The organism is Streptomyces sp. GMY02, assembly GCF_019056675.1.
GTDB classification, from domain to species: domain Bacteria; phylum Actinomycetota; class Actinomycetes; order Streptomycetales; family Streptomycetaceae; genus Streptomyces; species Streptomyces odonnellii.
The window spans coordinates 3893839-3916849 of sequence record NZ_CP077658.1 but is presented as its reverse complement, the minus strand read 5'-3'; the positions used below and the strand labels follow the sequence as shown (position 1 = coordinate 3916849).

Sequence of the window (23011 nt, the reverse complement as noted above, 5' to 3'; positions counted from 1 at the left end):
CCCGGGCGGTAGCCCTCCGCCCCAGGGCCTGCCCCGACTCCGCCCCCTACCGCGGTAGTACGTCCAAATTGGCTCCCGGGTATGACGCCCGGCGCGCAGCCGTCCTTGCACTCTGCACCTCGTCAGCACGAGAAGATCGCGAGAGGGCAGGGCGGCACATGAGGCTGCGCAACGGCAAGTGGCAGAGGCCGGACGACCGACCGGAAGCCTCGGCCGCCCCACCCGGTCCCGGGATCGGGAAGGCCGCTGTCGCGGCCCTCGGCATGCTGGCGGTCGCCACCGGTGCCCTGGAGTCGGTGGTGACGCCGACGCTCCCGCTCCTGCAACGCGAGCTGGACATGAGCCCCGCCGAAGGGGCGTTACTCAGCATCGTGCTCCTCATCACCGGCGCGCTCGTCACACCGCTCGCAGGCAAGTTCGGCGACCGCTACGGCGGGAAACGGGTCCTGATCCGGCTGATGGCGGTGGTCTGTGCCGGTGGTCTGGTGTCCGCGCTGGCACCGAACCTGCCGGTGCTGCTGCTCGGCCAGATACTCCAGGGGGCGATGGTGGGCGCGCTGCCCCTGTCGTTCATCCTCGTGCGCAAGCACCTCCCCGCGGGGGAGTCGAAGGTGGCCATCGGGGTGGTCAGCGGGTTGTTCGTGGGCGGCGGGATGGCGGGAACGCTGTCGGCCGGGCCTGTGGCGGAAGGGCTGTCCCGGCACTGGATGTTCGCGCTGCCGACGATCGCGGTCATCGGGGCCACCGTGCTGGTGAACAGGCTGATGCCGCATGATCCGCCGGGCCGGCCGGACGACGCAGGGTTCGACTGGCCCGGCCTGGCTCTCCTGAGCGGGACCCTGGTCACGCTCATGCTCGCGCTCGCGATGGCGCCCGACATCGGCTCGCAGCCCCTCGTGCTCGGCGCCCTCATCCTGCTTCTGGCCGCCTTCGTGACCGGGTGGACGGCCGTCGAGCGTCGCGCGGTCTCACCGATCATCGATCTGCGCATGGTGGCACGGCCCGTGGTGTGGAAGTCGTGTGTGCTGACGTTCGTGATCTGCGTCGGCACCTCGGCGGCGGTCTATCTCGTACCGCAACTGTTCGCGGTGTCCGCCGACGCGTACGGATTCGGGGCCGGTGCCACCGAGATCGGCTTCTACCTGCTGCCCGGCGCCGTGGCCGCGTCGCTGGCCGGGCCGGTCGGCGGGATCGGGGCGCGGCGTTTCGGCTCGCGTGCCGTCGTCACCGCCGGGATCGTCATCATGGCGGCCGCCCTGATCGCCCTGGCCGCCGTACACACCGACGTCCGGCACCTCGTCGTCGGCAAGGCGCTGGTCGCGCTGGCCAACGGTCTGTGCGTAACGGCGCTGGTGACCAGCACCGCCACATCCGTCGATCAAAGCGACACCGGCATCGCCACCAGCCTGGTCCTGGTGACTCGTGTGATCGGCTTCGCCGTGGGTGTGCAGGTCAGCGGCGCGCTCCTCACCGCCGGGACCCCTTCCGGGTCGGACGTCCCGGCCGAATCGGCCTTCGTCACCGGCTTCGTCGTCGCCGGCGCCCTCACCGCGCTGTCCCTGCTTGTCGCCCGCACCATGAGCAAAGGAGTCAAGGAATGACCCTCACCGATCAGTTGACGGACGTCCGTACCACGCCGAGGCGCAAGGTCCTGATCTCCGGGGCCGGCATCGCGGGTCCCGCCCTCGCGTTCTGGTTGAACCGCTACGGATACGCGGTCACGGTGGTGGAGAGGGCGGGCACGCTCCGCAGCGGTGGTTACCCCGTCGACGTGCGCGGCACCGCACTGGAGGTCGTCCGGAGGATGGGGATCCTGCCGCAACTGCGGGACGCACACATCGACCTGCGCCGACTGACCTTCCTCGGCGGGAACGGCGGCGAGGTCGCGTCGGTCCACCCGCATACCGTCACCGGCGGTGTGGACGGACGGGACCTGGAGGTGCGGCGCGGGGATCTGACCGACGCTCTCTACGCGGCGGTCCGTGATGACGTGGAGTTCCTGTTCAACGACTCCATCGACACCCTTGGCCAGTCCGGCCACGGGGTCGATGTCACCTTGCGCGGGGGCGGCAGACGTACGGTCGACATGGTGTTCGGCGCGGACGGTACGCACTCACGCACCCGGGAAATGCTGTTCGGCCCCGAAGAGCAGTTCCACCGGTACCTCGGCCACTGCTTCGCCGTGTTCACCATGCCCAACACCTTCGGGCTCTCCCACGAGACCGTGATGTGGAACACCCCGGGCAGGGCCGCGGCACTCTATGCGGTGGGGGAAGACGACGAGGTGCACGCCTTCCTGAACTTCGCCCGGCCGAAACCGCCGTTCGAAGCGTTCCGGAACCCGGAAGCCCAACGCGACTTGGTCGCCGCGGTCTTCGCCGACGCGGGATGGGAGGTCCCGGGCATGCTGGCCGCCATGCGCGACGCGGACGACCTGTTCTTCGACGGGGTCGGCCAGATCCGCATGCCCCGCTGGTCCAGCGGCAGGGTCGCGCTGGTGGGCGACGCCGCGTACGCGCCCTCGTTCCTCACCGGCCAGGGCACCAGCCTCGCGCTCGTCGGCGCGTACATGCTCGCCGCTTCCCTGGCCGACCGGGACCACACCGCGGGCTTCGCCGCCTACGAACAGGGCACCCGTGAGTTTGTGACCGCGAACCAGGGCCTGGCCGGCGAGGGCGGGGCCACCCTTTTCCCGACCACCGCCGAGGCCCTGGAGCAACGCAACGAAAGGCTCCGGGGTCTCCGCACGATGCCTACCGCAGGGGGACAACCGGCCCACCGGTCCCTGACCCTGCCGGACTTCATCCCTACGACGTGAGCCCGGCCCCGGCCCCGGTCCTGCCGTCGGCGGCCGGGCCAGTAGGCCGACGAACCGCGCGCGGTCGGGTGGCGTGCTGTCCGCATGCGGTCGTCCGCACCGCCGCTACGAGCGCAAGGCCGAACACTTCCCGGCGCCCAGTGGTCAGAGGCTGGAGAGCAGGCCGTCGAGCGGGGCCGGGACCTGGTCGGGGCCGAGGGCCTCGACGAGCACACGGCCGTAGTGGATCTTGCGCCCCTTCTTCGTTCCGAGGAAGCGCCTGAACTGCTGCTGTGGCGCGCGGCCCTGCTGCGCGGGCTGGCGCAGGAAGGTCTGGAGGGCACGCAGGTCGCCTTCGGCCCGGACGAGTTCCGCCACCCGTGTCACGCCCAGCACGCGGATGAGCTCGTCTTCCAGATCTGCCGCGCAGACGAAGAAGCCTTGCTGCGTCGCACCGGCCCGTTCGAAGCCGCGTGCGTAGTAGGGACGCTCCGCCTCGTCGCACAGTCCCGTGAGGCGGAGGTCCAGACCGGGTGAACCGAGAAGCCGGGCGTAGCGCCCGATGCTCATCGCACCGCCGATCGGCAGAACGCAGACCCCTTCGGCCGCCAGGTTCCGGCCGCGGCTCTCTGCCAGCGTGTTGACCGCCGCGACGTCGCTCGGCCCTTCGAGCAGGACGGCCGCCCGGACGGCCAGCCGCGCGGCCAGCTCGCGCGCGGGATCGCCGGGACCACCGGCCGCCCACGCGGTGACCGCCTCCCGGAACGCCCCCATGTCATCCATGCGACGAGTCTCAGCCCGTTCCGGCCAAAGCGCGAGGGGATTTCCGCAGGTGCGGCGGCGTCGGACGGACTGTACGACCAGGGCGAAGCCGCCGCGGCCGGGAATGGAGAGCGCTGTGCGAGGGGCTGAGCCACATGGCAGCCGGACCGGCCGGCCGCCGATGGACCCCCGCCTCCTGACGTGCGGAGTGGACCCGTTTTGTACTGTGCGTGCGGACCTGAAAATTTGAAAGGAAAGCCGTTGTGAAGACCTTCACCCTGCCCGGCACCGACATCCTCGCCCCGAACATCGTGCTCGGCTTGATGCGTATCGCCGACAAGACGGACGAGGAGGTCCGCGAACTCGTCCGCACCGCGCGCGACGCGGGCATCGACTTCGTCGACCACGCCGACGTATACGGAGGCGAGCTGCACCATTGTGAACGCCGCTTCGCGGACGCGATGGCGCTGAGCCCGTCGCAGCGCGACGAGATCACGATCCAGACCAAGGCGGGAATCGTCACGGACGGGCCGTACTTCGACTTCTCCTACGAGCACATCGTCAAATCGGTCGAGGGCTCACTCGCGGCCCTGCGGACCGACCGTATCGACATCCTGCTGCTGCACCGCCCCGACGCACTTGTCGAGCCCGAAGAGGTCGCCCGCGCCTTCGACGAGCTCGAATCCTCGGGCAAAGTGCGCGCCTTCGGTGTCTCGAACCAGACCCCGCGCCAGATCGACCTGCTGCGCAGGTACGTGCGTCAGCCCATCGTGGCCAACCAGCTTCAGCTCTCGATCACACACGGGCCGATCATCGCTCAGGGGGTCGCTGCGAACATGCTCGCGGAGCAGCAGTCGGTCACCCTCGATGGCGGAGGGATCGTCGACTACTGCCGTCTGAACGACATCACCATCCAGGCGTGGTCCCCCTTCCAGGCCGGTTTCTTCACGGGTGTCTTCCTCGGCTCGCCGGACTACCCCGAGCTCAACGCCGTTATCGACCGTCTTGCCGACAAGTACGACGTCCCCGCCATCGCGATCGCGACCGCCTGGATCACCCGCCACCCCGCTCAGATGCAGGTCGTACTGGGCACCACCAGCCCGGAGCGCGTCGCGGGCGCCGCCCAGGGCTCCGAACTTCCACTCACCCGGGCCGAGTGGTACGAACTGTTCCGCGCCGCAGGCCACATCGTCCCCTGAACCCGCCTGGAATTCGGGACAGTCCGCCAGCGCCCTTCGGGACGCTGGCGGGCTACCGGGCTCCGGACGCTAGCCGCCGAACCACCCTGGAACCGTCGCGTCGCACACCGACGCCCAGACCTGGCCCACACCCGTGAGGTGCGTTCTTGCAGACCTGTGGGCCCGTATTGACTGCTGTTGACCTCCATGACTGGCACGGAGCGGCATGCGCCGTTCAGGAGGCTGGGGGCTATACGCCGCCGGGTGCGAGAGGGCGCCCCGTGCCCTCAAGGGCGCTCCGTTCCCTCAACGGATGAGTGAGCGGACTGTGGGCGCCAGCCGCAGGAGCTGGGGGGCTGCGGTCTGTGTCCGCTCGATGTCCGGAAGAATCTCGTTCCGTACGAGGGGATGGGCCATCGCATCGGCGAGGTGGCGGCGGTGAGCGTTCTCGTCCGAGTACGAGGTGAAGACCGCGACGATGTTCTCCCCGGTGCGGACTGGGAGCCTGGGAAACGTGTTGGCTGCCGTCTCCGTGGTGAGAACGGCGAACGGTGCGGGCCCTGCCTGCCGCAGCAGCGGGACGAGGCCGTCCTGGATCAGTTCGATGCCGTCGTGGGTGTGCGGAGGGAAGTGCCACAGCGTGGCGGCCACGAACCGGTCCGGTGCCGTGGCGCCTGGCTGCCGCCGTTCGGACGGGGTCACCCCGAAGCCGCGCCCAGGCGGCAGGGGCCGCAGCAACAGGACATTGTCGGAATCGACCATGGTGGCGTTGGCCTGGGGGCCGTGCGCGGCCCAGACCGGCCCGCCGTAGAAGGCTGACAAGGCCTGCCGCCGGGCCTCCATGTCCTTGAAGCCGCGCAGCCAGACGAAACGGTCCGGATCGTCGAGGTCGCGGAACTGGCCGAGGACGATCATTCCGGTCTCCTCCTGCGTTTCGACGAACTCCCGGTCGAACAGCTCGATGAGCTCGTCCCGTCGGCCAGGGCGCAGGGTGTACTGGCGCAGCTCGATCACGGCAGGGCGGACGGCGGGGCCGGTTCCGGGCACAGCGGACTCCGTTCTTTCGCGCACTTCGAGTCTTTCCCACACTTCGAGCCGGGTGGACCGGCCCGTGCCGACGGTAGGGCCCAGGTGTGCCAGTACCTGTCAGTGTTTCGGAGCAGAATCCTCGTATGTCTGCCGACCGGTTGCTGTCGATGCTGCTGTTGCTCCAGACCCGTGGCCGCATGTCGGCACGAAGGCTGGCCGACGAGCTGGGGGTCTCCGTGCGTACCGCCTACCGAGACCTGGACCGTCTGCGGGCCACCGGGTTCCCGGTCTACGCCGAGCAGGGCCGCACCGGCGGCTATCGGCTGCTCGACGGTTACCGCACCCGCCTCACCGGGTTGAGCGAGCGCGAGGCCAGGGTGCTGTTCCTCGCGGGACTGCCCACGCCCGCCGCCGATCTGGGGCTCGCCGAGGAAGTGGCCGCGACGCGGCTGAAGCTGCTGGCCGCTCTGCCCGCAGGCATGCGCGAAGAGGCGACGCGGACCGACGCGGTGTTCCACCTGGATGCTCCGGGTTGGTACCGGGAAGCCGAGGCGACCCCGTATCTGCCCCTGCTCGTGGACGCGGTGTTCCGTCGGCAGGCAGTGGACGTGCGGTACCGGCGTTGGCGCGAACCGCAAGAGGTGGACCGCCGGCTGTATCCCTATGGCCTGGTGCTCAAGTCCGGTACCTGGTATCTCGTGGCAGCGGCCAAGGGCCGGACCGCCACCTACCGGGTCACCCAGGTCCTCGACGCGGTCTTGAGCGATGAGCGCTTCGAACGGCCGGAGGACTTCGTCCTGGGTGAGTACTGGTCGTCCTATCTGGACGGCTTCCAGGCGCGTCGTCATACGGGCACCGCCACCATCCGGCTGTCGCCGAGGGGCCGCGAGCGGCTGGCCGCCAACGTCCCCCCTGAGGTGGTACGGGCATTCGACGCCACCGCAACCGCAGTCGGCGGTGACGGCTGGAGCGAGGCCGTCATCCCGACGGAGAGCACCGAGCATGCGTGTGGCGAGCTGCTACGGCTCGGTATCGATGTCGAGGTCGTCGCGCCGGAAGAACTGCGTCAGGTCATGGCCGACGCGGTGTTCGTACTCGCCCGGACCTACGGACACATCTGCCCTGGTGGCACCGAGGCGGGGGTACCCGGGCGACGTGCCGCAGACGTGCCGCAAGATGCCTGAATCGGTCTGGCCCGGTCGCCGGTCCGCCCCGGTCCCAGCGCACACCTGTCGGTCGGGATCACCAGCAGTGCGGGCGGACGAACCATTGCTGGCCCGCGCACTCCACCGGCTGCACCGGCATCTCGGCGGGCTTCGCCTGTTTCATCCGCTCAGGAGTCCAGAACGTGAGGACCTCCTCGCGGGACGCCGTCTCGCGATGCGTGTCCACGCCGGCGGAGCCCCCTGCGTCCAGGACCGCGGCCGAGACGGCCGCGCCGGAGAGTGCGATCAACCAGACGGACGCCGCGTGCACGCTCCATGCGCGGGGCGGCAGCGTGGCACGGCGTTTGCCGCGGCGGGCGGCACTCATCGGGTCTCCCCGCGCTGCGGATCGGCGGCCTCGGTTTCGTGGCCCAAGTACGCATTCGCCACATCCGACTCTCCAGCAGTCCTCGTTTCCTCGGGGCAGGGCGCTCGCCCGCGCCGGGCAGCGTCAGGTCTCGCCGCGCAACCGGCCTGACTCCTCGATGAGCCAGGCCGGTCGAACCATTTCGACATTGCCGCCGACACCGTCGGCGGCCCGGGCCAGCGCGTCGGCGGCCGTCCGCGGGTCGGGCACCATCCGGGCGTGGGCCGCCTCGGCGAGCGCTTCCGCCGCCGTCGCTTCCGACGCCCCGGCGAGCTGTAGTGAGGCCGCTGCTCGCTCGGCGGCCCCGGCCACCTGCTCGTACCGGCCATCGGTCCAGTAGGCCCACGCCATGTTGTAAAGGCAGACTCCCTCCGCGCGTGGGTTCTCGATCAGCGACGCCTCGTCGAGCGCCTCGTCGAGTGCGGCCAGCGCTTCTCCCGTCCGCCCCAACGCGATCAAGGCGATGCCCTGGGCGTTGAGGGCGTAGGTGACCGCTTCCTTGCTGCCCGCGTCCCGGTACGCACGCATGGCTCCGTCGCCGGCCGCGATCGCCTCCTCCCAGCGGCCCAGGACCAGCAGGGCGATTGAGCGTGCGTTCCAGGCACGGGCCTCGGTGAGCAGGTCGCTGGATGTGCGGGCGAGTTCGTGCAGCCGGTCGGCACCAGCAAGGGCCGCCGCCCCGTCACCCAGGTAGCTGTGGGCGAGGCTGAGGCTCAGGATCGCGTGCACCTCGCGCTCGGAATCGCCGATCTCGTGAGCCAGCTCCACAGCCTGGGCCAGCGGGTCCACCGCGGCGTCGAGGCGGCCCAGCTGGCGGTAGGCGTCGCCCAGGCCGAACATGGCGTTCTGCAGCGCCTGGAGGTCACCGATCCGCCCCGCCAGGTCGGCCGCCTCGATGAACAGGTCAGCCGCGTGTGCCATCGGGCCTCCGCTCAGCCGGGCGTGCCCGAAGCCGATCAGATGGGCAAGGCGCGCCCGTTCGTCGGTCAACCGTCCCTCCGTGGTCAGATGCATCGAGATCACGGCGAGCACCGAGCCCTGCCAGAGCATCCATTCGCTGATCGCGCCGAGGACCAGTGCGGCATCGTCCATGTCCCCGGCGCGCACACGGTGGTCGAATTCGCGCCGGTACGGCTGTATGTCGTCCAGACTGCGCCAGTGCGAGCGGGGCGGGGCGATGCTCGCGTACCAGTCGGCTGCCCGCCGCTCCACGGACAGCCGTCCCAGCGTGCCATCGCGTGGCATGGCACCGTACGCGAGGTCGGCGTCCATCGGGTGCAGCGCGAAGGTGCGGCTGGTCCGGTCCACCGACAGCATGCGTATCCGTAGCAGGTGGGACAGGACCGGCGTGATGTCGAGGCCGGGATCGAGGCCGCCCACGATCCACTCGATCGCCTCCCGTGGCACGGGCGTGCGCAGCACCGCGAGGACGTTCAACACGGTGCGGCCTTCGGGGACGAGCCGCCGGTACCGGTCCTGGGCGAGGCTGGCGACCACGTCGCCGCGTTGGGTGAAGTCCTGCAGTACGTCCTGCAGCGTCGGTAATGTCAGCGTGTCGTCGGCCACTACGCCTACCAACAGCTCCAGCGCGCGAGGAACCCCGTGGACGTGGACCGCCGCCTGCAGCAACTGCTCGTCGGACAGCTGCGCCACACCAAGGCCCCCGTCCTGGTCGAGTTCGCGCAGCAGCGCGATGGAGTCGGCGGGCGGCAGCCCGTCGGACAGCTCGACTTCTGCGGCGAAACGGCGCAACTCGGGCGCGAGTCGTAACGGTATCTGTGACGTGATCAGCAGCCGTGGCGTGGATCTTGCCCGGAAGAGGCAGTCGAGGAAGATCGCGAGTTCGTCGTCGTCGAGTCGGCCGTCGTCCTGAAGCCGGTCCTCAAGGTTGTCCATCAGGATGATGAAGAGCTGGTGCCCCATCGCGGCGAACAGCTCGCCGATCTTGTCCTGTACGGGGCGGTTCGCGGCCCAGATGTCCAGCAGACGCGTCTCGCGATCGGAGCCGAGCAGGCGGGCGCAGTCGAAGTAGAGGCGCTCCAGGGAGATACCTGACGTACGGGTGCTCAGATTCACCAGCCCCGACGGAACCGGAGCCTGGGCGATGCCCGGCCACTCACCCCGCTCCAGCATCTCCATGACCTTGGCAGCGACCGCGCTCTTGCCTATGCCTCGTCGCCCGGTGACGGTCACCATGCGGATGGCCGGATCCGAGAGGTGGCGGCCGATCGTCTGGCGTACGTCAGTACGGTTCTTGAACAACTCCAGCCCATGCGTGACCGGCAGACCGATGACCTTCGAACTTGCCTGCGGTGGCGGCGAATCCGCAATGGGCGGCCTGGGACCCACGTCAGGCAGCGCCTCCGGGTCGGCGATCGTCAACAGCTCGGCCAGCTCTCCCCGGTGCGGCTCGCCGACCCGGCGCAGGGTGTCGTCGATGCGGGTCGCTGTCAGCCGGCCTGTCCCTTCCCACCGGTGGTGTTCGGCGACCACTCCGACTATGTGGCACCCGGCCCATACGGCGGCCCCTGACATCCCCGACCAGGGCGACACCTTGGGGTCAGGGTCGGCAGTCGCTGCCGGAATGGTGATCTCCAGGGTGCCGGTCCTCAGGTTGGACAGCGCCGCCACGGTTCCATCCGCCTGGTGCAGTTCCCGGAACTGTTTCCCATCGGCGCCGCGGCGCCGCTTCCACAGCGGGAATCCCGCTGCATGCACACCGATGACGGCATGACGGTCGTCACCGATACGCCCGAACTGTGCGGGCGCGACGGGCGTGGCACCCGGTTGGGCCGCGAAGGTCAGCACAGCCACATCGGTGCCGGTGTCACACCAGGCCACCGCCGCCGCCGCGACCCATTGACCCGGTCGGTCGGCATCGAAACGCACCTGCACCCCCGCGGCCTCGGCCACTACATGGAACGCGGTCAGCACGGCCGTGTCGCTGACCCGGTACCCCGACCCGCGCCGCCTGCCACCGGCGGTGGTGGTGACGATGACCTCTGCGATGCGGTGCGGGTCCAGCCCGCCGCTTACGGCCGCCCCGTCAGTCCTCACCGGGCAACTCGTCTCCGGAGATCAACGCCATCTGGTCCGGCGTGTCCGTCCGCACCGGCTGCAACGTCAACGTGAGCTTTTGAGTGACCGTGGCCGATCGCTTCGCCGTAGCACCGGCGTCGAACACCCAGAACCTCACCTTCACCCCCGGCTCATGGGTCCGCTCCACCCCCACAGTCAGCTCCAGCTCCACCCGCTCCGCCTTGAACCGCAGGTCGGCGTCCTCACCGGCTGACATCGCCCGGCTCAGCTCCTGGCGCAGCTGCGCGATCATGTCTGCCAACTCGACGGCATCATTCATAAGCAGGGCCCCCAACCGGCTCTTCTGATCACCTACCCACTGATCTGAGCCACATCATCCGCATCAGCCCCCGGCCCGTCCACCCCGGCAATCGGCCTGATCTCTCGCGAGGTGAAGATGAGGTCGGTGCTGCGCCAACAGGACGATGCACCCGCCTGCCCGCGTCACATGACCCGCGAGGAACGCGAGGACGGCAAGCACGCGTCCTTTTGAGTGTCGGGCAAGTGCGCCAGATCTGCCTCCTCCGCCAGATGGGGCACGCGGAGGGCACGCCACACCCCCGCGGTGGGCTGACCACGAAGATCCACCTCGCCGCCGACGGCAACTGCCGCCCTCTCGCGTTCGTCATCACCCCCGGCCAGGCCGGTGACGCACCCGCATTCACACAGGTCATGGCACGGATACGGGTTCCACGACCGACCGGGCGGCCCCGGACGACACCCGACGTGGTCCTCGCGGACAAGACGTACTCGTCCCGGGCGATCCGTACCCGCCTGCGCCGGCGCGGGATCCGGGCGGTGATCCCCCAGCCCGCCGACCAGGCCGCGAACCGCAAACGGCTCGGCAGCACGGCGGACGTCCACCGGCCTTCGTGGAGCGGGTGACGAGAATCGAACTCGCGCTCTGAGCTTGGGAATCAACCGGCGCTTGACCGCGAGTAGTGCCTCCGACCGGAGAAAACGAAGCGCGGATGTGCTCTTGGCCAGCGGTCGGACGGGGACCGTGCTGACCGCTGTTTACCCTGCTGAATGGCACACAGTGGCGCGGAGTATCCGCAGAGGCGTCGCGCAGGGCAGGGGGTGCGTGCGGGAAGCAGCCGGGGTGTCAGGATCCCCGTAGGATCCGCTCTGGCGACGGTTCGGGGACGGTCGCGGTCAGCACGCGAGAGGTGACGCGCCGCCCTTCCTGGCCTCGCGAAGTACCTCGTGGAGTGTGACGAGTTCGCTCAGGTCGTTCGTGACCATGACGTGTGCGAGACGTCCGGCGATGGCCACGACCTCCGGCCAGTTGTCGGCGCGGAGGTATTCCTCAGTGGTGTCGTTCGGAGCCTCGTCGCCCGCGGCGTTGAGCGCGGCTCCGAGTTGCCGCATGAGGGAGACCTCTTCCTCGGTCCGCAGGCTGGTTCCGAGGTATCGCTCGGGGTTGTCGGCGTCGCAGAAGTCGTCGAACAGGGTGTGGAAGATGTGGTCCAGGTTCTCGGATGTGGACCGGTCGAGCCACACGTCCTGCTGCCACGGCGGATTGGCCAGTGCCAGCACGGCGGGTACGACGTGGACGCGGAAGTTCGCCATGCGTTGACTGTCGTCGTTCACCGGGCGGAGCCTAACGGTTGAGCCCTCTGGGCGGCACCGCCGTATCCGGCACAGGCCGATATACCAGCCGCACCGCCGGCACGCTGCCGGTGTGCACCCCGCGTTCCCAGTTGTGCCGGCGCGGGGTGACAAGGCTGGAGGCCGCAGTAACCAGGAGCGGATCCCGAGCGACGGGTACTCGCCCAGCGCTTCCGACCGTTCGCAACGGGCACGGAGTGGTGCACGACGTCAACGAGAACGTGATCACGTCGATTCGCGGCGTCGGGCCGAGCCGGCCCCGGACGCGCTATCGCTACAGCTATGCCATCTTCTCCACGTCCGGCTTCAGCCGGGATGCCCAGGAGTACGCGCTCGCCCTCCAGATATCGCTGGTCGACCTCTCCATCCAGGGCTCCGCGTTCGGTTCGCCGGCGTACTGATCGTGAGCGTTGTTGACGTGGAGGTCGTGATCAAGGGCGAAGACCTCCGTGGGCGGGTGCTGGGACATGGGACAGCTCCCGCCGCACAGAGGTCTTCGCCATGTTCGAGACCCGACGAGCGTCGACAACGCTCGTGATCGATACACCTAGCAGTTGCCGTCCGACACCTGCAGCCCCTTGTTGGCACCTGCCGTCCGGGCCACGATGTTCGGCACGCAGCCGGCCGCGTCGAGACTGTAGGTGTAGGGGATGCTGACCGTGGTGTTGGACTTCAGGTCGGGCCCCGCGGGGTTGTTCTCGCTACTGGGGCTGGACCAGGTCACGTTGTCGAGAATGTTGCCGCTGACCTGCCAGTACCCGGCCGCGTCGGTGTAGAAGGTGCCCAGGACGTCCTTGGAGTCCTTGAAGTAGTTGTTGTCCACCTTGGCGCGGGCCCCGGCCCGGGAGTTGATGCCGGACTCGTTGAGCTTCACGTAGTGGTTGTTGTAGATGTGGGCCACGCCGCCGCGCAGCAACGGTGTGCGGGAGTCGATGTTCTCGTACAGGTTGTGGTGGTACGTGATGAAGCTGTTCGAGAGTTCGCTCTCGCTGGACCCGACGAGGCCACCGCGGCCGGAGTTGCGCAGCGTGCTGTAGGAGAGGGTCACGTACCGGGTGTTGTCCTTCAGGTCGAAGAGGCCGTCGTACCCCTCCGACTCCCCACCCGATGCCTCCAGGGTGACGTGATCGACCCAGATGTTATGGACGTCGCTCTCCATGCCGATGGCGTCACCGCCGTTGGACGTGGGCGAGCCGGACTTCTTGACGTTCCGGACGGTCACGTTCTGGATGATGATGTTGCTGGACTTGCGGATGTGGATGCCCAGTTGGTCGAAGACGGCTCCACTGCCGACACCGATGAGCGTCACGTTGCTGATTTCTTTGAGCTCGATCACGCCGGCGGCGGTGTTGCAACTGTCGCCCGACACCTTGCTGGTGTTGCCGTGGTTGATCGTCCCCTGCACCTCGATGGTGATCGGGGTGCTGCTGCTGGCCCGGCCGCACAGGGCCGCGTGGATCGCGGTCCCCGTGGTGGCCCGCACCGTCTGTCCGCCCGTACCGCCGGTGGTCCCACCGTTCTGGGTCGCGTAGCCGGTGACACCGCCGGTCGCCGCCGATGCCTCGGGCATGGACAGAACCACACCGGTCACGGCCGCGAGAGCCATCGTGGCCAGCGCAGCGTGGAGTCGCAGTGCGACTGATCGTCCTCGCCTCATCTTCGCCTCAACTTCCTTCTCGTACACGGGTGTTGTCGTTGTCGCTGTCGTTGTCGTTGCGCCGGGACATGCCCTGCGGAGAAAGCCGGTTACGGTGTGACCTGGTCGCCGCCGAAGGTCACCGCGAGGCGGCCGTCCGCGGCGAAGGACCAGCCCAGCGCCCCGGCGTACGCGGAACACCGCGATCCGTTCGAGCCGGTCCAGAACTGGTTCGATCCGTCGGCGTCGCCCACGGTTTTGTCGTTGGACCCGTCGTCGTCGCGGCAGGAGACGTTGCCGCGGAAGACCGAGGTACCGGCGTCGTACGAGAAGTTGCGCTCGGCGTTGTCGATGCTGACGTTGTCCGAGATCGTCATGCTGCCCGGGTTTCGGTTGTACGTGAATCCGTGCTTGCCGTTGTCGTAGGCGATGCTGCGGCGAACGACGTGATTGACCTTGATGTCCTCGCCGCCGAGCTTGTAGCCGTTGCGGTCACCGCTGGAGTTCTGGGTGCCGTCTGAGAGGGTGCCGTTCTCGTAGGCGAGGGAGTCCTCGATGGTCACCGCGCCGATCGCGCCGGTATCCGGCTTGGTGTAGAGGTCCCAGCCATCGTCGATGTTGTTGTGGGACACGGCGTAGCGGAAGACATTGCCGGGTCCGGAGGTGAGCTTGGCGGCGAAGCCGTCGGCGTCCTCACCGTCGGAGTCGGCGTTGTCGTGCGACTCCGCGCTCAGGATGAGGTTGTTGGACGGCCACTGGTCGCGGGGAGTGTCGGATGCGATTCGCGAGAGCTGCAACCCGGTGTCGCGGTTGAAGCGCGTCACCGTGCGCTCGAACACGTTGCCACTGCCGCCGACGAAGATTCCGTTGTCCCCGGCGCGCTCGACGACGATTCCCTTGACGTGCCAGTACGACCCGTTGACGGCGAGCCCGCGGTTCGACGAACTCTCCGACTGCGCCGCGAAGTTCAGCACCGGAGTCTCGCCCGGATAGGCGGTCAGTTCGGTGCGGTCGCCCGAGGTGCCATCGGCGCCCTGCGGGATGGTGACGGTCTGCGAGTAACGGTACGTGCCGCCCCGCAAGTAGATCGTTCCGCCGGGTGTGATCCTTGCGATCGCCGAGGTGAGGGTCGTCGGGGCGGACTGCGTGCCCGCCGCGCTGTCGGTGCCGTTCGGCGACACGTACAGCGCGGCGGCGGCGGCCGACGCCTCGTGAGGTGCGGGTACAGCCTGTGCGGTGGTGCCGGGGAGGGTGAAGAGCGTGCCGGTCAGCAGGCTGACGCACGCCATGAGGGGCTTCACTTGCATCGTGTCTCCAGGTGGGTTGGGTCTGGTCAGGACTCAGTGGAGGTACCGGAGAAGGCGCTTGGTCAGGAACGGTAGGGATGCTCCATGGACACGTCAATGACTGTGTACATGATTCTTGTTCAGTATCCTGAACGCTTAAGGGGCATAAAGGTGCTTAGTGGACATGTGCGCGGCCCTGTACATGATTCCTATCCAATAACGTGAACGGGATGGAGGTCGCGCGCCTAGCTAGGTCCTGTCCGGATCTGGAGCCCGCGCGCGAGGGCCCTGGCCGTCCCTGTCAGCGGCGGTGTGGCGGCGTCCGCTCCAAGCGGCGCCGCTCCGGGCCCACGCCGCGGTGCGTCCCGACATGGACGAGCGCTTCGGCCCAGCGGCCGGCGGTGGTCAGGGCGCGGGTGCCGCCGACGAGGAGGCCGCTCCACAGCCGGGTGCGGACGTCATGGCGGTTCGGCGGTATTCGCTATGAGGACGGCCCGGGTCTTTGACCTGGGGGTTTGTCATGGAGCGGGTGACGAGAATCGAACTCGCGCTCTGAGCTTGGGAATCACCCGGCTTCCGACTGTCGGAAGGCCCTCTGAGCTGCTGAAACAGTCGATCCGAGAGCAGCTTGGGGTTGCCTTGTCGGTACTGCTGGTGACCGCTGTTTACCGCTCTGACTGGCACGTTATGGCACGGTCGGGTCGACTGCCGCAGATGAAGTTGACCCGGTGAAAGCTGCATTGACGGGTTGCTCAATCTGGGCGAGGGGCTGCGGCAAGGTGTGCCGTGATCGGACTTCCCTGATGACTTGCTGCGTAACTGATTTGGGGGCATGAGAGGCGTCCGGAACGGGGTCGTACGCGGCTTTGGCGGGCCTGTTGACACGTTTTGGGCGTGGTGCGTGGCGGCTGGGCCACCTGCTGCCGGGCACGTCCTCACCCGCCGGGCTGCGACTTCGGCGAAGTGGCCCTGACCTGGTGTTTTCTTTGATTCCGCCTAGGCTGGGGAGGTCTACTGGACGCGATGGGAGGGGCCTTTGTGAGTGGGGACGGCACAGGGTACGACGCTGCCCGGATCGAGGTGCTTCAGGGGCGGGAAGCCGTTCGGAAGTGGCCCGGGATGTGGATCGGTTCGACCGGCGAACGCGGACTGCACGGCTTGGTGTTCGAGGTCGTCGGCCGGGCGGTGAACCAGGTTCTGTCAGGGGGCGGAGGCTGCGTCGACGTCACGCTCACGCTCGACGGCTGCGTGCGGGTGGCCGACGACGGGCCGGGGGTTCCCTTCGACGCCACCGGGGACGCCGACCGCCCGGATCTCGAAGCGCTGCTGACCCGCATGCCTGCCGGGCCCCAGCCCGCAGGCTGGTGCATCGGGGCCATAAGTTACTTCAGCGCGGGGCTTTTCGTCGTCAACGCCCTGTCGAGCCGGCTGACGGCCGAGGCGCAGGGCGCGGGGGCCGGCCGGGTGGTTCGGGAATACGCGCGCGGAGTCCCGGTCGCCCCGCCCACCGCCGTGGGGTTGGCGACCGGTAGCGGTACGACCATCGCGTTCTGGCCCGACACCGAGATCTTCACGACGACGCGATGCTCGTTCGCTGTCCTGGCGGAGCGCTTCCGGCAGGTTGCCTTCCTCAACCGGGGCCTTGAGATCTCGCTGACCGATGAACGCCCCGTGGCCGGCCCGAGGGCGGTGAGCTTCCGGTTCCCGGACGGGGTAAGGGATTTCGTGGCCGCCCTCAACGCGGAGACCGGGCCGTTCCTCCATCCAGACGTCATCGGATTCGAGCGGCAGGACCCGCGCATCGCGGGGACGATGGAGGTGGCCCTGCTGTGGAGCGACGCTCACGAGGAGCGGCTGCGCAGTTTCGCCAACAGTCGGGCCACCTCCCAGGGCGGCACGCACGTGGATGGCTTCCGTGACGGAGTAGCAACCGCGGTCATCGGGTATGCGCGGGAGCAGGGACTGCTAGCAGCAGCGGACCCCGATCCCCGCGCCGACCAGATCAGCGAAGGTCTCACGGCAGTCGTGTCCGTGAGACTCGACCAACCCGAATTCCTCGGCTCCACACGCGAGCAGCTGGGCAACACCGACGTGCGGGACTGCGTCGAGGAGGCCGTGCGGGAACACCTCGGCAACTGGCTCAAGGAACACCCGGAACAGGCCGCAGAGATCGTCAACCGAATCCTCGGGGTGGCTGCATAGGTCACAAGCGGGAACGGTTGTTGGCGGATTGGGGATCGAGTCCGTAGGTGCAGCCCTGGAAGTGTTGCTGAGAAGCAGGAACGATGGGCTGCTCGTGCGCGCGATCTGATGGTCGGATGCCCGGGGCTCCCAGGGTTTGTCCATGAGGGGGATCCCCTTGTGGACAGAGTTGTTGATCTCGACGCGGCGGCTGCCGTGCTGGCGGAGCGAGCCGCGCGCTGGAGATCAGCCGGCCTTGCGGTGGGAGAGATGACCTGGAGGGATTGGGAGGCTGAGTGGCCCCAGCCTTTGGAGACCGACTGGGCTCGGGTGAATGATCCCGATCCGCTCGGATTGATCACCTCCGGTTCAGCGGAGGCTTTGCTGTCAGTAGTTCTGTTTCGCGGTGGCTGGGCCGATGTGGACTTCTTCGATGGCCTCGACGATGGTGGCGCCCTCCCCGCCTCGGACATCGAATCAGCAGCGGACTTCGCGGCGAGGGTGGATCAGTGGATTGTGCGAGTCTTCGGCGGCCTCGGAAGCGTTCGGTGAGGGTTGGTCCGTCTCGGTTCAGCTGATCGGCCGTTGCTCGACGCGGGCTCGGGTAACGCCGACACCAGAAGTCGTTCCTCCTCCCGTTGTATGTAGACGACTTCGCCCTCACGGCCTCCAGCGGAAGCAAGGGGCGCCGACTGCGCGTCGGTGGTTTAGTGACACACGCTTTGCGTATGAAACGAAGTGCTTCCCTTGGAGTCACGCGGGTCACATCAATGCCGTCTCGGAATGTGGGACGTGCTCGCTGCCGCACCACCTTGTTGTGCGGCAGTGAACGTTCGGCCTGCGAATTTCCTGCGGGCACGTGGAGGGCGCGGACAGCCCTTATAGGTCTGTACAGCAAAACAACCCCAGGTCGCTGACCTGGGGCTTTCACGTGGAGCGGGTGACGAGAATCGAACTCGCGCTCTGAGCTTGGGAATCACCGAGCACGTGATCCCCATGCATGGCTCTGACCAGCGAAAACGTAGTGCGGATGTGCTCCTGGCCTGCGGTCGAACAGGGCCCGTAGTGACCGCTGTTTACCCCTGGCAATGGCACGTAGTGGCATGCGGCTCCCGTAAGGCGCCGCGTGGAGCGGACGCTTGCGAGAGGCATGCCGAGGGGGTCGGCCGGTCTTGGACCGGATGAGGATCTTCCTGGGCTGATGAGGAGCCGAGGGACCGGCGGCCGTCCGGTCCTCCACGGTGGTCGTCATCAGCCCTGGAGGGCTCGCAACGGTGTCAGACCGCCAGTTGAGGCGCGCTGTTCATAATTCCCGTTGCCTGTTCCCGTTCCCTTGATCACCGGAATGTCGTGCTCCGTGCCATGGGCCCTAAGCTGTCCCGCCCACCCTCGTGGGCGGGTGGGAAATGAAGGGGGGGCGTGGGTGAGACTGCGCGTCGGCTTGGGCGACGACGATACGGCAGAGGGCGAGCTGCGGTCACTTCACGCGTGGCTGCTCGCGGAGCCTGCGGCCCGTCGCCACGCGCGACCCGTACTCGACACGGCACGGTCGCTCCGGGCGGGAGCACAGGGCGATGTGATCGACCTGATCTCGCTAGTGGTGAGTAGCGGCTTCAGCGCCGCCTCGCTCGCGCTGTCCCTGGCCTCTTGGCGCGCGACACGGTCAGGGCAGCCGGTCGTCACGGTGGAACGCCCCGACGGCGCCAGGGTCACCATCTCCGACTCCTCGCACGACGAGACGCGGCGCCTGCTGGAGTCCCTGACTGACGGTAGGACCGACAGTCGAGGCGACCGGACCGGCAGTCGGGAGGACCGGACCGACGAGCAAGGGGACGGGCGTGGCGAACCCACCTGACCCCGCGACCTCACGCGCGGTGCTCATAGGAGTCGGTGCCTTCGAGATGCTCGATGATCTGCCTGCCGTCGCGAGCGGAGTGAAGACCCTCGCGGATCTCTTCGCGCAGCAGGACATCTGGGGACTTCCCCCGGAGAACTGCCATCTGGTGCTCGATCCACAGACGCCGCGGCAGCTCTCCAAGTCCGTGGCGGAGGCGGCGGAAGCCGCCAAGGACACCCTGCTGGTGTATTACGCGGGGCACGGGCTGATCGAACCGAGGACGGGCCAACTGCACCTGGCCGTCGGGGACAGCGACAGGATGTCCGTGCACGACACGGCCGTCCCCTACGAATGGATCCGCCGGTCGATCGAGCACAGCCCCGCCGCCCGGCGGATCCTCATCGCCGACTGCTGCTACAGCGCGCGCACCTTCGGCGCCCAGTCCGCCGGGGCCGAGCTGGAGGTCGAGGGCACCTATCTGCTCGCTGCCGCCGCCGAGAACGCGGTCGCGGTGTCCCCGCCCGGTGAGCGGTTCACCGCGTTCACGGGCGAACTGATCAGACTCATCAAGGACGGTGTTTTGGAGGGCGGCGAATTCCTCGATCTGGACACGATCTACCAGCGGCTGCGGGTGGAACTCGGTCTGAAGGCCCTGCCCGAGCCGCACCGGCTCTGCCGTGACAGCCTGGGCAAAGCGCCCTTCCTCCGCAACACGGCTTTCCGGCCCATGGCCGCGACCTCGCAGCGCGGCTGGGACAACTGGACCGCGGCACAGGCGACCGCCGGGGACCACGCCGAGTCGACCGTCACCGAGACGGAGCCGTACGTCCGGCTCGCCAGCCTACGGAGCCTGCTCGACCAGCTCATCAGCCAGGTGTCGCCCGCGCGGAGCCTCGCCGACACCCTTCAGTCCGTCGCCGACGGCGTCGTCGCGGGACTCGGGTACCAACTCGTCGCCGTCAATCTGGTGCGCCCCGACGGTGACCTCGTGGTCGCCGCCTTCTCCGGCAGCCCTGCCGCCGATGCCGTGATGACCGGCAGAGTGGGTTCGCGAGCATCCTGGGACCGACGCCTCACCATGGGTGAGGCGTGGGACTCCCTCCGTTTCATCCCGCACACTGAGGGCTGGGTCCTTGACGAGGACGACGTACCGCATTGGCACCCCGAGGGACCCGTACTTCCGTTCGAGGACGCATGGCACCCCGCTGACCGGCTGTTCGCACCGATGTACCTGCCGAGAGAGGGTGAGGGGGAACTCCTCGGTGTCATATCGGTCGACCGGCCGCGCAACGGGATACGCCCTGGCGCATTGGGCCGGGAGGCGCTTCAGGTCTACGCGGCCCATGCCGCAGTCGCCATCAACAACGCCCGGCTGCACGGGAACATGCAGCGGGCCCTGGTGCGCCTGGAGCGGGAGCAGCAGGCTCTGCGGGCGAGTGAGGAGTCGTTCCGGCAGGCGTTCGAGTACGCCCCGAGCGGCATGGCCGTCGCCGAGATGGGGGGCGCTCAGCACGGCCGGATCCTGCGGGCCAATGATGCGCTGTGCCGGCTGCTCGGCCGACCCGCGTCCGCGATGCGCCGGTACTCGTTCTCCGATCTCGTGCACACCGAGGACATCGGGACCCTGCTGCGAACCTCGGCCGAGGGCGGCCGCGCCGAGTTACGCCTCAAGCGGCGCGACGGCTCGTTCGTCTGGGTGTCCATGCGCAACTCCGTTGTCGCGGATACCGTGGACGGTCCCCGTTATCTGCTGACCCACGTCGAGGACATCGAGGACCGCAGGGCCCCCGGCGGCACCGTGGCAGCCTCGTAAGAGGAGCTAGCAGAATGTTCTGACGCGTCGGTAGGCGACCAGGCAGCAGGCCGGCTTGAGTAGCACTTCCTGGATGTCATCGTGCCTCTCCCCGCAAGCTCGCAGGCGTCGGAAGCCATGGACCCAGCTGCTCGTTCGCTCTACCACCCAGCAGGCGGCTCCGAGCTCGGAGCCGCCTGCTAAGGGGCCGAACCCGTAAACTGACGGGCGCCACTGACCACTCCGCAACAGTCGTAGCCGTGCATTGCCCAACGCCCTGACCTGCGCTGATGCATTACCACCGGATCACTGCAAGATCCGCCCGAGACGCCGCTGTCAGACGGCACTGACCAGCGGTTTTACCCTCGGTGCCGGCATCAGCCCTGGAGGGCTCGTAACGACCGGGGACGGACCAGACCGGAACACTGCTCTTGAGCCGTCATCAGCTGGCTGCTTGGATTCCAGCAGTCCACCGGTGTGACAACTGGACCCGCGAAAGCTCGGGATTCGGTGCTGAACAGGTCTCAGTAATAGGTAATCTGCAGCGGGCCTTTGTCGACATGGCCGCGGGCGAACCAAGGCGCAGACGGTTTATCCGGATGCCTTTCCGTGGCCGTCGCCTCAAGCGGTGACACAAGAGCACGTACGCCAAGGCCCGCTGCCTCGACGAGCAGGGCATGACCACCTTGAAGCTCTGGCGCTTCCTGCGGAAGCTTCGCTGCAGCACTAACCGCATCACGGCCATCGTCCTGGTCCTTCTCCTCCTTCACCATGTCGTCGTGAGGTTGGAAAGGGCTCAGCGTCTACTTCTGCGCCGGTCCGAGGGGCGGGCCGGCCCTCTCATCTATTCTTGCGGCGATCTTTCGAGGCGGCCGAGATGTGGGGGCGCTTTAATGTTCGGGTAACAATGCTACTTGTGACTCCACTGTCGATGCGAGAGAGGTGCACCTTGGGCAGGCTGCTGGACATATTTGAAACCGTGGTTAGTCCAAGCCACCGCCTGTTTGGGTTGGTTGATACAGCTGTCGATGCGTATGGGCTAGATCCGGATAATGCACATTGGTTACTCTCCGCCCCCGGCCTGGTCTATCTGCAGGTGCCATCTCAGGTAATTGAGGCGGTCGTTCGGTTGGAGAGCTGGTCTACCCCCCCTCCCGAAAAGGATGCCAATTGGTTCGGCCGGGAAGAAGTGGAGGTGGAACTTCCCGGAGGTGACCTTGAAATTTATACCGTTGACGGCGGGGTGCAACAGGTCCCTTTGATCCTGCCCTCGCATGGCCTGTACAAAATGCGATGGCAGTGGATGTTCAACGGCGAGAGGGGGCCTTTCATCTCCCCACTTTCGTGGCGCACCCTGGAAATTCCGCTGGGGCAGGAAGAAGAGTTGGACGGTAAAGATCAATACTGCCTCGTGCAGATTTGGCGGATAGCTGCCGCGCCAAGGCCAGTTGAAAGACTGCGAGGCCGGCAGGATCCGATCGTTGTTGTACCAGGCTCCGAGGCGGCGCCCAGCCTCTTGGTTTTTCAACCGGGTTGATATAGCGAACGGAGAATTCGTCCGTGTACTGAGCTCCTTCATAATCCGTGCTACGGTCGACGAGCCTGGCCAGCACTTGCTGCGTGTAGCCGCGGCGTCTGCGGTGGAAGGCGATCCGCTCGCCGATGCTCAGGTGAGCTCTGACACCACGCATACGTGCTGCCTCCCGTGCGGCACTCCGTGTAGTTCCGGGTGTGGTTCTGCGTCAGGATGGGCGGGTGACGGTGAGCGAAGTGGATCTGCTGGCGCTGCTGCGTGAGCTCGATGATCCGGAGTGGCTGGAATGGCCACGACACTACGACCGAGGTGAGAACGCCGTTCTTTTCGGGAGCCTGGTGGCCCGGCTGGAAGACCGCTTTGCGGTTCGCTGCACGGCTGAGCAGGACACCCAGGACTCCAGTGAGTACGGACGTGTCGTCGTACCGGCGGAAGCAACGGTGTGCGGGACGCGGATCGTCGTCTGCGTGAGCAAGTTCGGCTCCTTGGCTCTCGTCTGTGCCGACAACCCAGGAGCCTTCCTGGGTACGGACGAGGCCCAAGCCGATGGGGAGTTGGACGCCGCCGATCTCGCCAAGGTCAATCGAGTACTGGTCGACCTCGGATATGTGGTGGTTCCCGAGGAACTGCTGGAGTGCGACTACGACGGTCCGAGCCGGCTGTCCTGGCACGTTGAGCGGCCCACCTGGTCGGATCGCTTCTTCGGCATCTTCTGACT

Annotated in this window: 17 protein-coding genes and 5 pseudogenes; 14 read left to right on the top strand and 8 right to left on the bottom strand. The window is 67.6% G+C overall.

The window, feature by feature from the left end:
* The first annotated feature begins 263 nt into the window (after positions 1–263).
* Together KQY30_RS16465 and KQY30_RS16460 are read left to right on the top strand one after the other, a co-directional pair.
* Positions 264–1601, top strand: a complete 1338-nt coding sequence (locus KQY30_RS16465; protein ID WP_254407606.1) for an MFS transporter — start codon at positions 264–266, stop codon at positions 1599–1601.
* Positions 1598–2818 (top strand): FAD-dependent monooxygenase, encoded by a 1221-nt coding sequence (locus tag KQY30_RS16460; protein WP_217307468.1) that lies wholly within the window; start codon positions 1598–1600, stop codon positions 2816–2818. Before KQY30_RS16465 ends, KQY30_RS16460 begins: the two co-directional genes overlap by 4 nt.
* A 144-nt stretch (positions 2819–2962) precedes the next feature.
* Here the strand turns inward: KQY30_RS16460 and KQY30_RS16455 are convergent, their stop codons facing one another.
* The gene (locus KQY30_RS16455) at positions 2963–3580 is read right to left on the bottom strand and encodes a TOPRIM nucleotidyl transferase/hydrolase domain-containing protein (protein WP_217307467.1); all 618 of its coding nucleotides are present in this window, start codon (positions 3578–3580) and stop codon (positions 2963–2965) included.
* A 242-nt stretch (positions 3581–3822) separates the two neighbouring features.
* Here KQY30_RS16455 and KQY30_RS16450 point away from each other — a divergent pair, with 242 nt between their 5' ends.
* Entirely contained in the window at positions 3823–4758 is a 936-nt protein-coding gene (locus KQY30_RS16450; protein WP_217307466.1) for an aldo/keto reductase family oxidoreductase, read from the top strand.
* 285 nt (positions 4759–5043) lie between these two features.
* Here KQY30_RS16450 and KQY30_RS16445 read toward each other — a convergent pair whose 3' ends face one another.
* Positions 5044–5784: an NIPSNAP family protein gene (locus KQY30_RS16445; protein WP_254407164.1), complete on the bottom strand. Its 741-nt coding sequence runs from the start codon at positions 5782–5784 to the stop codon at positions 5044–5046.
* A 125-nt stretch (positions 5785–5909) separates the two neighbouring features.
* On the opposite strand from KQY30_RS16445, the gene KQY30_RS16440 reads away from it, so the two are divergent.
* Positions 5910–6950, top strand: a complete 1041-nt coding sequence (locus tag KQY30_RS16440) for a YafY family protein (protein ID WP_217307465.1) — start codon at positions 5910–5912, stop codon at positions 6948–6950.
* Between the two features lie 58 nt (positions 6951–7008).
* Here KQY30_RS16440 and KQY30_RS16435 read toward each other — a convergent pair whose 3' ends face one another.
* The 3 genes from KQY30_RS16435 to KQY30_RS16425 form a co-directional block, all read right to left on the bottom strand.
* Complete coding sequence (locus KQY30_RS16435) at positions 7009–7299, bottom strand: hypothetical protein (RefSeq protein ID WP_217307464.1); 291 nt, start codon at positions 7297–7299, stop codon at positions 7009–7011.
* Between the two features lie 123 nt (positions 7300–7422).
* The gene (locus KQY30_RS16430) at positions 7423–10395 is read right to left on the bottom strand and encodes a tetratricopeptide repeat-containing serine protease family protein (protein WP_217307463.1); all 2973 of its coding nucleotides are present in this window, start codon (positions 10393–10395) and stop codon (positions 7423–7425) included.
* Entirely contained in the window at positions 10385–10696 is a 312-nt protein-coding gene (locus KQY30_RS16425; RefSeq protein WP_217307462.1) for a trypco2 family protein, read from the bottom strand. Before KQY30_RS16425 ends, KQY30_RS16430 begins: the two co-directional genes overlap by 11 nt.
* A gap of 281 nt (positions 10697–10977) precedes the next feature.
* On the opposite strand from KQY30_RS16425, the pseudogene KQY30_RS16420 reads away from it, so the two are divergent.
* Positions 10978–11279, top strand: a pseudogene (locus KQY30_RS16420) (transposase); the annotation flags it as partial.
* Positions 11280–11571: 292 nt separating this feature from the next.
* On the opposite strand, the gene KQY30_RS16415 reads toward KQY30_RS16420, so the two are convergent.
* On the bottom strand, positions 11572–12009 hold the full coding sequence (locus KQY30_RS16415) for a hypothetical protein (protein WP_254407163.1): 438 nt from the start codon (positions 12007–12009) through the stop codon (positions 11572–11574).
* A gap of 218 nt (positions 12010–12227) precedes the next feature.
* On the opposite strand from KQY30_RS16415, the gene KQY30_RS16410 reads away from it, so the two are divergent.
* A complete protein-coding gene (locus KQY30_RS16410; RefSeq protein ID WP_254407162.1) occupies positions 12228–12428 on the top strand; it encodes a restriction endonuclease in 201 nt (66 codons plus the stop codon).
* Positions 12429–12577: 149 nt separating this feature from the next.
* On the opposite strand, the pseudogene KQY30_RS16405 reads toward KQY30_RS16410, so the two are convergent.
* Together KQY30_RS16405 and KQY30_RS16400 are read right to left on the bottom strand one after the other, a co-directional pair.
* A pseudogene (locus KQY30_RS16405) lies at positions 12578–13684 on the bottom strand (polysaccharide lyase family 1 protein); the annotation flags it as partial.
* 89 nt (positions 13685–13773) lie between these two features.
* Positions 13774–14970 (bottom strand): right-handed parallel beta-helix repeat-containing protein, encoded by a 1197-nt coding sequence (locus KQY30_RS16400; protein ID WP_217307460.1) that lies wholly within the window; start codon positions 14968–14970, stop codon positions 13774–13776.
* Positions 14971–16110: 1140 nt separating this feature from the next.
* Between KQY30_RS16400 and KQY30_RS16395 the strand changes: the two genes are divergently transcribed.
* The 8 genes and pseudogenes from KQY30_RS16395 (at position 16111) to KQY30_RS16365 (ending at position 23009) form a co-directional block, all read left to right on the top strand.
* The gene (locus KQY30_RS16395) at positions 16111–17151 is read left to right on the top strand and encodes a DNA gyrase subunit B (RefSeq protein ID WP_254407605.1); all 1041 of its coding nucleotides are present in this window, start codon (positions 16111–16113) and stop codon (positions 17149–17151) included.
* A 159-nt stretch (positions 17152–17310) separates the two neighbouring features.
* Positions 17311–17682, top strand: coding sequence for a hypothetical protein (locus KQY30_RS16390; protein ID WP_254407161.1), 372 nt, complete (start codon positions 17311–17313; stop codon positions 17680–17682).
* 871 nt (positions 17683–18553) lie between these two features.
* Positions 18554–18985 carry a hypothetical protein gene (locus KQY30_RS16385; protein WP_217307457.1) on the top strand — a complete coding sequence of 144 codons (432 nt, stop codon included), beginning with the start codon at positions 18554–18556 and terminating at the stop codon, positions 18983–18985.
* Positions 18969–19595, top strand: a pseudogene (locus KQY30_RS36470) (caspase domain-containing protein); the annotation flags it as partial. The gene KQY30_RS16385 and the pseudogene KQY30_RS36470, both read left to right, overlap by 17 nt.
* A 222-nt stretch (positions 19596–19817) precedes the next feature.
* Positions 19818–20750, top strand: a pseudogene (gene cdgB / locus KQY30_RS36465) (diguanylate cyclase CdgB); the annotation flags it as partial.
* Between the two features lie 650 nt (positions 20751–21400).
* Positions 21401–21529: pseudogene (locus tag KQY30_RS36460) on the top strand (IS5/IS1182 family transposase); the annotation flags it as partial.
* Between the two features lie 179 nt (positions 21530–21708).
* Positions 21709–22296, top strand: coding sequence for a hypothetical protein (locus tag KQY30_RS16370; RefSeq protein ID WP_217307455.1), 588 nt, complete (start codon positions 21709–21711; stop codon positions 22294–22296).
* Positions 22297–22514: 218 nt separating this feature from the next.
* Positions 22515–23009, top strand: coding sequence for a hypothetical protein (locus KQY30_RS16365; protein WP_217307454.1), 495 nt, complete (start codon positions 22515–22517; stop codon positions 23007–23009).
* Positions 23010–23011 lie beyond the last annotated feature (2 nt).

Bases quoted from the DNA above. Each gene is read 5' to 3' on its own strand.
- KQY30_RS16465 (WP_254407606.1), top strand. From the start codon at position 264: ATGCTGGCGGTCGCCACCGGTGCCCTGGAGTCGGTGGTGACGCCGACG.
- KQY30_RS16460 (WP_217307468.1), top strand. From the start codon at position 1,598: ATGACCCTCACCGATCAGTTGACGGACGTCCGTACCACGCCGAGGCGC.
- KQY30_RS16455 (WP_217307467.1), bottom strand. From the start codon at position 3,580: ATGGATGACATGGGGGCGTTCCGGGAGGCGGTCACCGCGTGGGCGGCC.
- KQY30_RS16440 (WP_217307465.1), top strand. From the start codon at position 5,910: ATGTCTGCCGACCGGTTGCTGTCGATGCTGCTGTTGCTCCAGACCCGT.
- KQY30_RS16435 (WP_217307464.1), bottom strand. From the start codon at position 7,299: ATGAGTGCCGCCCGCCGCGGCAAACGCCGTGCCACGCTGCCGCCCCGC.
- KQY30_RS16425 (WP_217307462.1), bottom strand. From the start codon at position 10,696: ATGAATGATGCCGTCGAGTTGGCAGACATGATCGCGCAGCTGCGCCAG.
- KQY30_RS16400 (WP_217307460.1), bottom strand. From the start codon at position 14,970: ATGCAAGTGAAGCCCCTCATGGCGTGCGTCAGCCTGCTGACCGGCACG.